At 72.7% G+C, this 12,887-nt stretch carries 14 protein-coding genes and 1 pseudogene; 9 read left to right on the forward strand and 6 right to left on the reverse strand.

Going from position 1 to position 12,887, the window contains the following annotated elements; genetic code table 11:
• Positions 1 to 40: 40 nt before the first annotated feature.
• On the reverse strand, positions 41 to 2,407 hold the full coding sequence (locus tag ACFYXS_RS20145) for an alpha-L-fucosidase (RefSeq protein WP_389249936.1): 2,367 nt from the start codon (positions 2,405 to 2,407) through the stop codon (positions 41 to 43).
• 209 nt (positions 2,408 to 2,616) lie between these two features.
• On the opposite strand from ACFYXS_RS20145, the gene ACFYXS_RS20150 reads away from it, so the two are divergent.
• Positions 2,617 to 3,837: a threonine synthase gene (locus tag ACFYXS_RS20150; RefSeq protein ID WP_389249938.1), complete on the forward strand. Its 1,221-nt coding sequence runs from the start codon at positions 2,617 to 2,619 to the stop codon at positions 3,835 to 3,837.
• A 58-nt stretch (positions 3,838 to 3,895) separates the two neighbouring features.
• On the opposite strand, the gene ACFYXS_RS20155 is transcribed toward ACFYXS_RS20150, so the two are convergent.
• Positions 3,896 to 4,486: a TetR/AcrR family transcriptional regulator gene (locus tag ACFYXS_RS20155; RefSeq protein ID WP_389249940.1), complete on the reverse strand. Its 591-nt coding sequence runs from the start codon at positions 4,484 to 4,486 to the stop codon at positions 3,896 to 3,898.
• 182 nt (positions 4,487 to 4,668) lie between these two features.
• On the opposite strand from ACFYXS_RS20155, the pseudogene ACFYXS_RS20160 reads away from it, so the two are divergent.
• Positions 4,669 to 5,061: pseudogene (locus ACFYXS_RS20160) on the forward strand (SDR family oxidoreductase); the annotation flags it as partial.
• 118 nt (positions 5,062 to 5,179) lie between these two features.
• Positions 5,180 to 5,410 carry an SDR family oxidoreductase gene (locus ACFYXS_RS20165; RefSeq protein ID WP_389249942.1) on the forward strand — a complete coding sequence of 77 codons (231 nt, stop codon included), beginning with the start codon at positions 5,180 to 5,182 and terminating at the stop codon, positions 5,408 to 5,410.
• 51 nt (positions 5,411 to 5,461) lie between these two features.
• Here the strand turns inward: ACFYXS_RS20165 and ACFYXS_RS20170 are convergent, their stop codons facing one another.
• Complete coding sequence (locus tag ACFYXS_RS20170) at positions 5,462 to 6,289, reverse strand: SAM-dependent methyltransferase (RefSeq protein ID WP_389249944.1); 828 nt, start codon at positions 6,287 to 6,289, stop codon at positions 5,462 to 5,464.
• A 74-nt stretch (positions 6,290 to 6,363) separates the two neighbouring features.
• A complete protein-coding gene (locus ACFYXS_RS20175; protein WP_389249946.1) occupies positions 6,364 to 7,272 on the reverse strand; it encodes a helix-turn-helix domain-containing protein in 909 nt (302 codons plus the stop codon).
• A gap of 267 nt (positions 7,273 to 7,539) precedes the next feature.
• Here ACFYXS_RS20175 and ACFYXS_RS20180 point away from each other — a divergent pair, with 267 nt between their 5' ends.
• Entirely contained in the window at positions 7,540 to 7,686 is a 147-nt protein-coding gene (locus tag ACFYXS_RS20180) for a hypothetical protein (protein WP_389249948.1), read from the forward strand.
• Positions 7,683 to 8,456, forward strand: a complete 774-nt coding sequence (locus ACFYXS_RS20185) for a polysaccharide deacetylase family protein (protein WP_389249950.1) — start codon at positions 7,683 to 7,685, stop codon at positions 8,454 to 8,456. Before ACFYXS_RS20180 ends, ACFYXS_RS20185 begins: the two co-directional genes overlap by 4 nt.
• 89 nt (positions 8,457 to 8,545) lie before the next feature.
• Here ACFYXS_RS20185 and ACFYXS_RS20190 read toward each other — a convergent pair whose 3' ends face one another.
• The gene (locus tag ACFYXS_RS20190) at positions 8,546 to 9,379 is read right to left on the reverse strand and encodes a helix-turn-helix transcriptional regulator (protein ID WP_389249953.1); all 834 of its coding nucleotides are present in this window, start codon (positions 9,377 to 9,379) and stop codon (positions 8,546 to 8,548) included.
• A gap of 160 nt (positions 9,380 to 9,539) precedes the next feature.
• Here ACFYXS_RS20190 and ACFYXS_RS20195 point away from each other — a divergent pair, with 160 nt between their 5' ends.
• Genes ACFYXS_RS20195 through ACFYXS_RS20205 form a run of 3 tightly spaced genes read left to right on the forward strand, consistent with a single transcriptional unit; the run spans position 9,540 to position 11,515 of the window.
• On the forward strand, positions 9,540 to 10,379 hold the full coding sequence (locus ACFYXS_RS20195) for a DUF1684 domain-containing protein (protein WP_389249955.1): 840 nt from the start codon (positions 9,540 to 9,542) through the stop codon (positions 10,377 to 10,379).
• Between the two features lie 57 nt (positions 10,380 to 10,436).
• Positions 10,437 to 11,024: a GNAT family N-acetyltransferase gene (locus ACFYXS_RS20200; RefSeq protein WP_389249957.1), complete on the forward strand. Its 588-nt coding sequence runs from the start codon at positions 10,437 to 10,439 to the stop codon at positions 11,022 to 11,024.
• Positions 11,024 to 11,515, forward strand: a complete 492-nt coding sequence (locus ACFYXS_RS20205) for a nucleotidyltransferase domain-containing protein (protein ID WP_389250818.1) — start codon at positions 11,024 to 11,026, stop codon at positions 11,513 to 11,515. Before ACFYXS_RS20200 ends, ACFYXS_RS20205 begins: the two co-directional genes overlap by 1 nt.
• A 16-nt stretch (positions 11,516 to 11,531) precedes the next feature.
• On the opposite strand, the gene ACFYXS_RS20210 is transcribed toward ACFYXS_RS20205, so the two are convergent.
• Positions 11,532 to 12,329 (reverse strand): hypothetical protein, encoded by a 798-nt coding sequence (locus ACFYXS_RS20210; protein WP_389249960.1) that lies wholly within the window; start codon positions 12,327 to 12,329, stop codon positions 11,532 to 11,534.
• Positions 12,330 to 12,662: 333 nt separating this feature from the next.
• Here ACFYXS_RS20210 and ACFYXS_RS20215 point away from each other — a divergent pair, with 333 nt between their 5' ends.
• Complete coding sequence (locus tag ACFYXS_RS20215) at positions 12,663 to 12,788, forward strand: hypothetical protein (protein WP_389249962.1); 126 nt, start codon at positions 12,663 to 12,665, stop codon at positions 12,786 to 12,788.
• The last annotated feature ends 99 nt before the right edge of the window (positions 12,789 to 12,887 follow it).

Here is a 12,887-nt window from a genome sequence, read left to right on the forward strand (position 1 = left end):
GCCTCCACCGGGGAGAGGCGCGGGGCCGGTCGCCGAGCGCTCAGTCGTGCCAGGCCACCTTGAAGACCCACACGTGTTCGCCCATCCTGCGGGCCGCCTCGGGAACGTCGATCACCAGTGCGCCGCCCCGGACCGTCCAGTGCAGGGGCCGGTCGTGGCCGAGCATCGTCACCGTGTCGCCGCCGCGCACGGGCACCGGCGCCTCGACGGTGAGCCGGGTGCCCGGGCGGACCAGGCTGTGGATGTAGAAGGCCCGGTTCGGGCGGACGGTGAAGCGCAGGTCCTCGCCGAGCTGCGCCATCAGCGACCAGTACGTCGTGTCGTGGATCGCCTCGCCGTTGGTGCGCAGCCAGTGACCGGTCTCCCGCAGCCGCCGCTGCATGATCTCCGGGATGGTGCCGTCGGCGCGCGGCCCGATGTCCAGGAGGAAGTTGCCGTTCTTGGAGACGATGTCGACGAGGCTGTGCACGACCTCCTCGGTGGTCATGTAGGCGTCGTCCGGGGTCGCCCGGTTGTATCCGTAACTGCGCGGGTCCAGGCCGCGGCTGGCCTCCCACTTGGCGACGACGGTGGTGTCGTACGTGGTGTACTCGGGCGTGGTGTAGTCGTGGAACCCGATGCCAGAGCGGTCGTTGACGGTCACGTCGACGGGCCGGTGCCGGTTCTTGGCGCGGTTGAAGTACTCGGCCAGCACGTGGACGCTGTCGTTGTCGCCGCCGATGTCGCACCACAGCACGTGCGGGTCGTAGTTGTCGATCAGTTCCAGCATCTGCGGGGCCTGGTAGTCGCGCACGAAGTCCTTGCCGGCCGTGTAGCCGGTGTACGGCACCGACTCCAGGGTGTACGGATTGCGCGGGGCGTGGCCCATCCAGGGGCTGTCGGGGTTGAACCACTCCGGCATCGAGAAGTACAGGCCGCGGCGGAGTTCGGGGGCGTACTTCCGGGAGGCGTCGAAGAGTTCCTTGATCAGGTCGCGACGCGGGCCCAGCTTCACGGCGTTGCGGTCGGAGACCGCGCTGTCCCACAGGGCGAATCCCTCATGGTGCTTGGAGGTGAGCACGTGGTACTGGGCGCCGGCGTCCCGGAACAGTTCCACCCAGGCCCGCGGGTCGAACTTCTCGGCCGTGAACATCGGGATGAAGTCGTCGTAGGCGAAGTCCTCGCCGTAGGTGGCCCGGTGGTAGGCGTACACCTCGTCGCCCGGGTCCTGCATGCTGTTCCAGTACCACTCCGCGTACTGCTTGCCGACCGGTGACCAGGCGGGCACCGAGTACACGCCCCAGTGGATGAAGATGCCGAACTTCGCGTCCTGGAACCAGTACGGCGCCTGGTGGCCGGACAGCGAGGTCTCGGTGGGTTCGTAGTCGGCGGTCCCGAGGGTGAGGGCGGCGCCGGCCGCCGCGGCGCGGGCGCCGCGGCCGTGCACGCTGACGGTGCCGTCCTGCCGGGTGCCCGGCGCGGTGCCGGGACGGTTGCGGATGCCGACACGGACGCGGGCCTGCTCACCGGGGCCGAGGCGCCGGATGCGGGCGGACTCGACGGTGCGGGCGCCGGGGACGTCCACGCTCACGGACACCGCGTCGTGCGCGAGGACCGCCACGGTGCCCGCGTTCAGGACGGTGGCCTCCACGCTCTGCGCGCCGGTGGACTCCAGCAGCGAGTGCGTGGAGTGCGCGTCCCTGACCAGCAGCGCCCGGCCCTCGGCCGGCGCCTGGAGGGAGAGCGCGAAGACGTGCAGGGCCGTGCGGCCCTCCTGCGCCGGGCCGACGTCGGGGAGGGTGACGGCGACGGCCTCGCGGCCCGCGTCGATCCACACCTCGGCGACCCCGATGCCGACGCTGTGCCGGTCGGTGCCGCCGCCGGGCGTATAGCGGTACGGCACCGACAGCGGGCCGCCGGTCGCGTACCAGTCGGCGCCGCCGAGTCCCGCGGCGGTCGTCGAACCGTCGGCGTAGTGCACGGTGGCCGTGCCGGAGGCGTTGCCGTAGCTGCCGGACGTCAGGAACAACGCGGACAGGTAGCGGCCCCGGGGCAGGTCGATGCGCTGGCCGCGGGCGACCACGTTGTTGTACGTCCCCGCCCCGGCCGCCGGGAACAGGAAGGGGATGCCGCCGACCTCGATCCGGCCCGAGGGCAGTTCCTCACCGGGGAAGGTGTAGCCGGAGCCGTCGAAATTCCCGCCGCCGGCGCCCGCGGTGTCGATGCCGTCGTTGTCGAAGAGCGCGTCGAGCGGAACGGGCACCGGATCCGGGACGGCAGCCCAGGGGCCCGTCCCCCGCTCCCCCGCCGGCCCCGCCGGCCCCACCTCGTTCTCGGCGGCGGCGGCCGGGCCGGCGAGCGGTACGGCGACCAGGGCGGCGGCACCGGCCGCGGCTCCCAGCACCTGGCGTCGTGGATACATGGCCATGAACAGCCCCCCAAAGGCGACTCGATTCATCGGACGTCTGATGATTGAGCCGCATGCGATTGACTGTCAACGGGGCTGACGTTCAAGGATGTTCGCCTATTGATCCGATGACCGTCGACTGACGGCGACTTCCGGACAACGGCCGCGCAACCTCAGCCGGACCCGGCGGGTGTTCCCCCGACCCGCCCTCCCGGGGTAGGAAGGGAGCCATGACCTTGCCCTTCAGTACGCTCACGCATCTGGAATGCGCGCGGTGCGGCCGCCGCCACGACGCCGACCGGGTGCAGAACCTCTGCGACTGCGGCTCACCGCTGCTGGCCTGCTACGACCTGGAGCGGCTGCGCGCCTCGCTCGCCCCCGCCGACCTCGCGGGGCGGGAGCCGTCGCTGTGGCGGTACCACGAGCTGCTGCCGGTCCGTGACCCCGGCAACGTTGTCACCCTGGGCGAGGGCATGACCCCGATGGTGCCGCTGCCGCGCTACGGCGAGGCCATCGGCGTCCCCGGCCTGGTGATGAAGGACGAGGGACTGGTACCCACGGGCAGCTTCAAGGCCCGCGGCGCGGCGGTCGGCGTGGCAAGGGCCCGGGAACTGGGAGCACGCGGCGTCGCCATGCCCACCAATGGCAACGCCGGTGCGGCCTGGGCGACGTACGCCGCACGCGCCGGACTCGACGCCCTGATCGCCATGCCCGTGGACGCGCCCGCCATCACCCGGTCCGAGTGCGCGGCCGCGGGCGCCGACCTGTACCTGGTGAACGGGCTGATCGGGGACGCGGGCCGGCTCGTCGCGGAGAGGATCAAGGCCGATCCCGGCACCTGGATGGACGCGGCCACGCTCAAGGAGCCGTACCGCATCGAGGGCAAGAAGACGATGGGCCTGGAGATCGCCGAACAGCTCGGCTGGCGGGCGCCCGACGTCATCGTCTATCCGACCGGCGGCGGCGTCGGTCTCATCGGCATCCACAAGGCCCTGCTCGAACTGCGTGAGCTCGGCTGGCTCCAGGGCCCCCTGCCGCGCCTGGTCAGCGTCCAGTCCACCGGCTGCGCCCCCATCGTCCGCGCCTTCGAGCGGGGCGAACGGACCAGCGAGCCCTGGCAGGACGCGCACACGGTGGCGTTCGGCATCACCGTCCCCAAGGCGCTGGGCGACTTCATGGTGCTGGACGCCCTCTACGAGACCAAGGGCCACGCCGTGGCCGTCACCGACGAGGAACTGCTCGCCGACCGGGACGCGTGCGCCGCCGCGGACGGCGCCCTGCTCTGCCCCGAGGGGGCCGCGACCCTGTCTGCGGTGCGCGTCCTGCGCGAACGGGGGTGGCTGTCGGGCGAGGAGGAGGTCGTGGTGCTGAACACCGGCGCGGCGGCCAAATACCCGGAGGCCTTCAGGACCGATCCGCCGGTCCTGGAGCTCACCGACCGCATCCCGTAGGACCGGCGGGATCGCCCACCGGGACCCCGGGCCCCGGACGCGGCGGCCGGGCCGGGGCCTACGGGCGGGGCAGCAGTGACAGGGCTGTGTCGGCGATGGCGTGCAGGGACTCGGCGCCGCTGCCGCCCTTGCCGAGGGCCTCGATGCCGCGGATGACGGCGAGCAGGAGGGCGGCGAGGTGCCCGGGGTCGGCGCCGGGGTCGATGTCGCCCGCGCGCTGGGCGGCCGCGACGCAGGCGGTGAAGAGCTCCTGCAGGGCGGCGAAGGTGCGGCGGGCGATCGCCTGGACCTCCGGGTCGCGGCCGGAGAGCTCCGCCGCGCCGTTCGCGAGCAGGCAGCCGCGCAGGACCACGTCGGCGGCGGTGGCCTCGGCGATCTCCCGCACCTGGGCGCTCAGGCGCTCCAGCGCGCCCTCGTCCGGTCCCTTGAGCCGGCCGCCGATGGCCGTGACCAGCCCGTCGCAGTAGTCGGCGAAGGCGCGCAGGAACAGTTGGTGCTTGTCGCCGAAGGCGCCGTACAGGCTGCCCTTGCCGAGTCCGGTGTCGCGGAGGATGTCGTCGACGCTGGTCCCCGCGTAGCCGCTCGACCAGAACCGGTCCCTGACAGCGCGCAGTACCTGGTCCTCGTCGAAGCTTCGGGGTCGTGCCATGGCCCTACCGTACCCATTCTTGACGAAATGGTCCAGAACGGGGTACGTTCTGGATGAGGTCGTCCAGAACCCGTCCCGCCCGGGACCTTTCCGCGACGCGGCCGCATCCGCACGACCGGACACCCCCCTGCACATCCCCGGGCGCGTTCCGGCCTCCCCCGGAAAGACCCGCCGTGCCTCCCATGGACGGAACGACAGCACTGGTCACCGGAGCCTCCTGCGGCATCGGACGGGCGATCGCCCAGCGCCTCGCCGACGACGGCGCCCGTGTCCACCTCACCGGCCGGCGCAGCGACGAACCCGAAGACCGCCGCGGAGATATCGGCCCCGCCGCGGTCGCCGGGCCGTGCGACGTGTCCAGGGCCGCCGACCTCGACCGCGTCATCGACGCCGTCCGCGCCGACGGACGACGCCTGGACGCCGTGGTCGCCCATGCGGGCCCCGGTGTCGTGGGCGGCCTGGCGGAGGCCACGCAGGAGGACTACGACCTGGTCTCCGGCGTCAATGTCCACGGCACCCTGCTCACCGTCCAGAAGGCACTGCCCCCGCTGAACGAGGGCGCTTCGGTCGTCCCGCTCGGATCGACCACCGCCACGCAGGGCGTCGTGGGCATGGGCCTGTACGCCGCGTCAAAGCGGCGATCCGCAATCCGGCCGCACCTGGGCGGCCGAACTGGCACCGCGGGGCGTGCGGGTGAACGTCCCCACCCCGGGCCCGACGGCCACGCCCGGCATCGAGGACCTGGCCGGGGGCAACGGCCTGACCACCGAGGCCTTCCACGGGGTGCTCGCGGACCGGACGCCGCTCAAGCGGGTCGGCCGGCCCGAGGAGGTCGCGGCGGTGGCCGCCTTCCCGGCCGGGCCGGGGAGTTCGTTCGTCACCGGCTCCGAGTACGTCGTCGACGGCGGCCGGATCCAGGTCTGACCGGCGGACCGGGGACGAGCGGACCGGCGGGCACCGGTCCGCCGTCGCGGACTACGGCTTGCGGGCCAGCCCGGCGGAGATCAGGTGCTCCCAGACCGTAAGTTCCCGCTCGGCCTGGCCGATCCGGGCGGTGTCGGCAGCCTCGGGCCGCCACAGGGCCGCGGGAACGACCCCCGGCTCCAGGATCTCCAGCCCCTCCAGCAGGCCCTCGATCTCCTTGTCGGTGCGCCACCGGCCGCGGCCGAAGGTCTGCTGCAGGACCCGCTCGGCCTCCACGGTCTGCGGGTTGTTGCCCGACCGGAAGTGGCTGACGAAGAAGTAGCTGCCCGACGGCACCTGGTCGCGCCAGTAGCCGACGATGCCCGCGGGGTCCTCGTCGTCGTTCACGTGGTGCAGGATCGCGCTGAAGATGACGGCCACCGGGCGGCTGAAATCGATCAGCTCCAGGGTGTCCGCGTGCTCGCGGATGCCCTCGGGCTGCCGCACGTCCGCCTGGATCACCCGGGTGTCGTCGTTGTCCTCCAGCAGCGCCCGGCCGTGCGCCAGCACGATCGGGTCGCTGTCGACGTAGACCACCCGGGAACCCGGCGCGTGCCGCTGCGCGACCTGGTGGACGTTGTCCGCCGTCGGCAGACCGCTGCCGAGGTCGAGGAACTGCCGGACATCGGTGGTGGTCGCGATCTCCCGGACCGCGCGGACCAGCGCGGCGCGGTTGGCGAAGGCGATCGCCACCGAACCGGGCATGTCCCGCTTGAAGACGTCACCGATCTCCCGGTCGACGGCGTAGTTGTCCTTGCCGTCGAGCAGGTAGTCGTACACGCGCGCGATGCTGGGTTTGGTCTGGTCGACCCAGGAATCCTGATCCGTCATGCCGGCCATCCTTCTCCACACCGCCGCTGCTCAACCACCCTTGTGCGCAAGGATAGTGTGCGAATCCGGCGGTCTGTCGATCTTCAGCCGAGCCGGTCGATCAGGCTCGCGAGCAACCGGGCGGAGTTGCGCGGCGGTTCGGCCTCCGCCGCCAGCCGGTCCATGACCGTCAGGTAGTGCTCCACGTCCTCCTGCTTGTCCAGGTAGAGGGCGCTGGTCAGCTGCTCCAGGTAGACGATGTCGGGCAGCGCGGGCTCGGAGAACCGCAGGATCGTCACCGGGCCGCCGGCCGCGGCCAGACCGCCGACGTCGAACGGGGCGACCTGCAGCGTCACATGGGGCAGCGTGGCGGCCTCCATCAGGTACTCCAGCTGACCGCGCATCACTTCGACGCCGCCGAGCGGCCGTCGCAGGCACGCCTCGTCCAGCACGACCCACAGGCGCGGTGCGCCCGGCCTGGCCAGCAGCTTCTGACGGGTCATCCGCATGGCGACCCGGCGCCCGACCTCGCTCTCCGTCGCCCGGGGGTGGCCGAGCCGGGTGACCGCGCGGGCGTAGGCCTCGGTCTGCAGCAGGCCGGGCACGAACTGCACCTCGTAGGTCCGGATGGTGTGCGCGGACTCCTCGAGACCGATGTGCGTCTCGAACCAGCCCGGCAGGACGTCGGCGTACTGGTGCCACCAGCCGGGGGTGTTGGCGCGGCGGGCGAGGCCGAGGAGCTCACCGCGCTCCCGCTCGTCGCCCACGCCGTACAGGGTGAGCAGGTCGGCGACGTCGCGCTCCTTGAAGCCCACCCGGCCCAGCTCCAGGCGGCTGATCTTCGCGTGCGAGGCACGGATCGCGTCTCCCGCGGCCTCGCGGCTGATGCCCCGCTCCTCGCGCAGCCGGCGCAACTGCGTTCCCAGCACGATGCGCAGCACGGTCGGGCCGCCCTGGGGCGTGTCGGTCCAGGAACGGGCCGCGGACTCGCCGCCCGGCCCAGCAGCGCTCATCTCGACTCCCCTGAACGACTCTTCGGGACCCAGTGTTCCACTGCCGGGCCGGCGCCCGCAGGCCCACCGCGCAGAACGGCCGAGCGGACGGCGCCCGGGCCGCCGGCCACCGGGCGGACGCCTCGCCGCCCGCACGCTCCTGACGGAACGCGCGGGGAATTCCGGTACGAAAGGATGACGGGCGCCCGGACCACGTCGTTCTTGCGGTCGCGACACCCTCTCTTGATGGCCGAATTGCCCGGCCCGCATGTCCGTAGGGTGAGGGCCATGCACCTCGAGCAATTCCCCGGGAACCTTTCCCGGACCGAAGTCGCCGCCATCGCGGCCACGCTTCCGCGCGTCGTCGTCACGGTCCACGGCGCGGCCCTTCTCCGCCGGGCGGTCCGGCGCGCACCCGCGGACCCCTGCGCGTGACGTCGCGGACCGGACGCGGCGTCCGTACCGCCCTCGCCCTGGTCACCGCGGCCGTCGCGGCATCGGCGGCGGCGTGCTCGTCACTCCACGGGGTGACGTCGCCGCGCGACGCGCGGGCGGCCGCGGAAGCGGACCGGTCCCCGGGCCCGCGGCGGCCGGTCGACTGCCGCACCGACAAGTGCGTCGCGCTCACCTTCGACGGCGGTCCCAGCAGACCGACCCCGGAACTGCTGGACGTCCTGAAGGAAAAGCACGTTCACGCCACTTTCTTCGTCCAGGGAAAGGGCCATACGGACACCTATCCGAAGACGGTGCTGCGCATGGCCCGCGAGGGCCACGAGATCGGCAACCACACCTGGTCGCACAAGAACCTCACCACCTTGGACGAGAAGGGGATCACCGACGAACTCGTCCGCGTGCAGCAGGAAGTACGGGCGATCACCGGGCACACCCCCACCCTGATGCGTCCCCCGCAGGGACGTACCGACGACAAAGTGTCCGCGGTCATGAAACGGCTCGGTCTGGCCCAGGTGCTGTGGAGTGTCACCGCGAAGGACTACGCCACCACGGACACCAAGACCATCATCCGCCGCGTCCTGGACCAGACCCACCGCGACGGGGTCATCCTTCTCCACGAGCGGTACAAGGGCACGATCCCGGCCGTGCCCGTCATCATCGACACCCTCCGCGAGCGGGGATACACCGTGGTCACCTTCTCCCAGCTCATCGCCCCGGCGGTCCCGCGGCCCGGCGTCGTCTACCGCCCCTGAGGTGTGCCCGGCGCCCCGGGAACCGCGGGTGCCGGTGTGCCGCCCTCGGCGGCGCACCGGGCCCCGGGAGGGCGGGGCCGACGCGCTCGTCAGGACGGGTCGCCGACGAGCCGCCGCAGTCGTTCCTCGCTCGCGCTGCCGGGTTCGGCGGTGAAGACGGTCAGGATCTGCGACTGGTCGAGGTCGGCCAGGCGCTCCCCGCGCAGGCGAAGGGTGCCGACATCGGGGTGGTCGATCGTCTTGGGCTCGCAGTGCGGTCCGAGCACCGGTCGTTCGCTCCACAGTGCCGCGAACTCGGGGCTGGCGGCGAGCAGCGCGTCCACCAGGGCGGAGACGCGGGGTTCGCCGGATCCGCCCGTGCGGGCCGCCAGGAGCTGGGCGGTGAGGGTGCGGCCGAGCCGCGCGTGCTCCTCGGCGGGGAGACGCAGCCGCGTCCCCGGGTCGGTGAACCAGCGGTACGCCAGGGAGCGCGCGAGACCCGTGTACCGGGTCTGGTCGCCGACGAGCAGCCTGGCCGGCCGGTTCTGGGCGAGTGTCTCGCCGAGGTGGTTGACGATCTGCGCGGGTGTGTCCCCCAGGCGGTCCAGGATCCGCCGGATGCCCGGGTTGACGCGGTCGGTCTCCGGCTCGCGGCGCGGCGGGACGTATCCGGCCAGGCGGAACAGGTGGTCGCGCTCGTCCGGGGACAGCCGCAGCCCTTCGGCGATGCCCCCGAGGATCCGCTCGGAGGGGCGGGGTCCCCGCTGCTGCTCGATCCGGCTGTAGTAGTCGGTCGACACATGGCTGAGGACGGCGACCTCCTCGCGCCGCAGTCCCTCGGCACGCCGCCGCCTGGTGCGGGGCAGGCCCACGTCCTCGGGCTGCAGCGCCTCGCGGCGGCTGCGCAGGAACCGGGCCAGCTCACCTCGTCGCACTGACAGCATCCCTTCGGCGTCCGGCGTCCCCTCCCGTCACCGCTGCAACCCGCGGCGGCCGCGGAGCATTCCGAAGCCGCCGGATTCCCCGCCGCTCCGGGGATGACGTGCCGGGCCGGTGGGGTTGTACGGAGTGGAGTGGAACACGGCGCCGGGCGAAGGAGCGGACATGACCGTGCAGGACACCGACCGGACCGACCTCGGCGATCGGGCGGCCTTCGCCGAGGAGTGGGAGCGGTGGCACCGCGCCAAGGAGGACACCCTGGCCGGGCCGCACGGCTTCCTGGCGATCACCAGTCTGCGCTGGCTCGGCCCCGAACCCGAGCGCTTCGACGACGCTCCCGGAACGTGGTCCGCCGCGGGCGACCGCGTGGTGGTCGACCTCGCGGAGGGCGAGGAGCTGACGGTCGACGGCACCACGGTGCACGGCCGCCACGACTTCGGCGTCATCGGTGAGCGGGACAGCGTGTACGCGGGCCACGGCGACGCGGTGATCGAGGTCGCCAACCGCGGCGGACACAACATCGTGCGCCCCCGTCATCCCGGCAGCGCCCTGCGGACCGCGTTCACCGGCACCCCCGCCTACGCCCCGGACCCCCGCTGGGCCCGTGAGGGCCGCTTCGTGCCGTTCGACACCCCGCGCGCCGTCACGGTGGGCGCCTCCGTCGAGGGCCTGGAGCACGTCTACGACTCCCCCGGCCAGGTGGAGTTCGAGCTGGACGGCGCGACGCACCGGCTCACCGTCTTCAACGGCGCCCGGCCCGGCAGCCTGATGGCGCTCTTCACGGACGCCACCTCCGGGGTGACCACCTACGCCGCCAACCGCTCGCTCCAGATCGACGCACCCGGCCCCGACGGCCGCGTCCACCTCGACTTCAACCGCGCCACCAACCTGCCCTGCGCCTACACCGACCTCGCCACCTGCCCCCTTCCGCCCGCCGAGAACCGCCTCCCGACGGCCGTCGAGGCGGGCGAGAAGATCCCCTTCGAACGCGGCGGCAGGGGCTGAGCGCGGCCGCCCGCAATGCGCTGGACACACCTCGGCCAGGTCGGCGACGATCCGCGGGTGACCGATCACGTCGATGACCCGGGACCGCTCGTGCGAAGCCGGCGGCACGTCCGCTTCGTGGAACTGTCCGGCGCGGTGATGTCCGTCCTGCTCGACGGGGATCTCTCCGAGGCCGGCACGGTGGCGGGCGTTCCACTGGACGAGTACTTCCTGACGGACCGGGCACGGTGGCTGTGGCGGTACCGGCTCGGCCAGATGGCCGCCGATCCCGGCCGTGCGCGGTGGATGGTGCGGTACGCGGTGGTGGGGGACGGCGGACCGGTCGTCGGGCACGCCGGTTTCCACGGACCTCCCGACGCAACCGGCATGGTCGAGATCGGGTACTCGGTCGCACCCCGCTTCCGCCGTCAGGGGTACGCCCGGTCCACCCTGGCCGAGTTGCTGCGCCGCGCGGCGGCGGAACCCTCCGTGACGACCGTGCGGGCGACGATCGCCCCGGACAACGTGGCGTCCCTGGCCACGATCGCGGGTGGTGGCCTCGTCGAGGTCGGTGAGCAGTGGGACGAGGAGGACGGTCGCGAACTCGTCTTCGAGGCCCCGGCCCGCCCGGTCCGTGCGGCCGCGGCGCCGGGGGATCCGGCATGATGACCGCTCCCGACGTCCTGTCGGTGATCACCGTGCTCCGGCGTGCGGAGACGGACGTCTGGATCGGTGGCGGCTGGGGCATCGACGCGCTGGTCGGTGAGCAGACACGCCCGCACCGCGATCTGGACCTGATGCACCGCGTGGAGCAGGAACCGGCCGTCGTCGCGGCCCTGGCGGACGCCGGGTTCGCCGAGACCCTGGACTGGCGGCCGGTGCGCTTCGTCGTGACGGACCCGCACGGGCGGGAGATCGACCTCCACCCCCTGTCCTTCGCCGCGGACGGCTCCGCCGTGCAGGCCTCCCTCGACCCGGAGCACCCTTTCCGCTATCCCGCCGCGAGCTTCACCACCGGCACCATCGGGGGAACAGCGGTCCCCTGCCTCTCCGCCGAGCAGCAGGTCCACTTCCACCAGGGCTACGAGCCGGCCGGCCGCGACCGCCACGACATGGCCCGACTCCGGCGCGCGTTCGGCATCGCGACCCACTTCTGAGGCCCGCGACGCCGGGTCAGAGGGCGAGCACCGGACGTACGGAGAACTCCTCGCAGACACTCTCGCTCTCCGGGCCGTGCACGAACTCGGCCGTGCCGGGGTTGCGGTTGGAGGTGGCGAGGGGCAGCCAGGCGAGCAGCGTGCCGTATCCGCCGCACACCGACTCCCCGCCGTCGCCGCCGTGCACGGCGGTGCGCTCGGTCGTCAACTCCGCGCGGTACGTGTCGTGGGCGATTCGCAGCCCGAAGGCGCTCGGACGGTGCTGCGGCCCGGTGCGGTCCCCGTAGGGGATCCGGTCGAGGGGGCAGACGTCGCCCCAGCGGAACAGCGTGCCCGCGCCGGCTCCGCACGCGTGCTCCCATTCGTCCGGGGTCGGTATGCGGAGGCCGCGAGCGGCGAGGACGGCCGGCATGTCCTCGGGAAGCTCCGTCAGGTACTCGTCCTCCACCGCCATCAGTAGCGTGTCCAGGGTGACGGTGCGGCGGGGGCTCAGCACCTCCGCGAGATGGGCCCGCAGATCCGGGCCGTGGCCGAAGCCATGCTCCAGGCTCTCGGCGTAGTCGGCGGACTGCTCAGGGGTGGGCTGCCAGGAAGCCAGGTCGAAGCCCACGGTCACGGTGCCGCCGGGTATCAGGGCGAACTCCTGCGTCTGCCTCTCGATCCGCACGCGGTGCAGCGGAGCGGCGAGATGCTCGATGGTCTCCACGGCCGCCACGCGACCGCCCACGAGATCCGCGGCCTCCTGGGCGACACGTCGCGCGGTCGGCAGGTCGAGGGACCGCCATTGGTCGAACGAGAGCTCGGCGAGAGACATGGCCGCAGTGTCGCAGGGAGGTCCGACACCGGCCGCGGGAGCCGGACTTGTGCCGTGCCGAGGTCATCGCCCGTCCGCCGGCACTTCAACGGTGTCAAACAGTGTTATGGAGATTCAGTGTGCGCCCCGTGTTTTCCGGGCACCGAAGACACTCAACGGGCCGGGCATCTCGCCGCGAATATCATCAAAGCGTCCCTCCTGGCCCCCACTTGCGGACCGGGACGACGCTGCCGACGGTCAACACTGTCTGCTACGTTCCCCCATGACTCGACAGCGACGTCGGGCGCGGGTGGCGAGTGACCGGGGTTCGAGCATCGAGCAACACCACGTGCGGTGAGGACCCCGCACGCCGAGAAGACCGACACGAACCAGCACAACCACCGCACCGCCCTGCTCTACGAGGGCGACGTCACCGCGACGACCCGTCCGTCGCACAACGACCCCGGCCCCGGCCACTGACCCACCACCCGCCGGGGGGGGGGGGCCCCCCGCGGGGGGGGGGGGGGGCCCCCCCCCCCCCCCCCCCCCCCCCCCCCCCCCCCCCCCCGCGGGCCCCCC

Source organism: Streptomyces sp. NPDC002574, from assembly GCF_042889545.1.
In the GTDB taxonomy this organism is placed as follows: domain Bacteria; phylum Actinomycetota; class Actinomycetes; order Streptomycetales; family Streptomycetaceae; genus Actinacidiphila.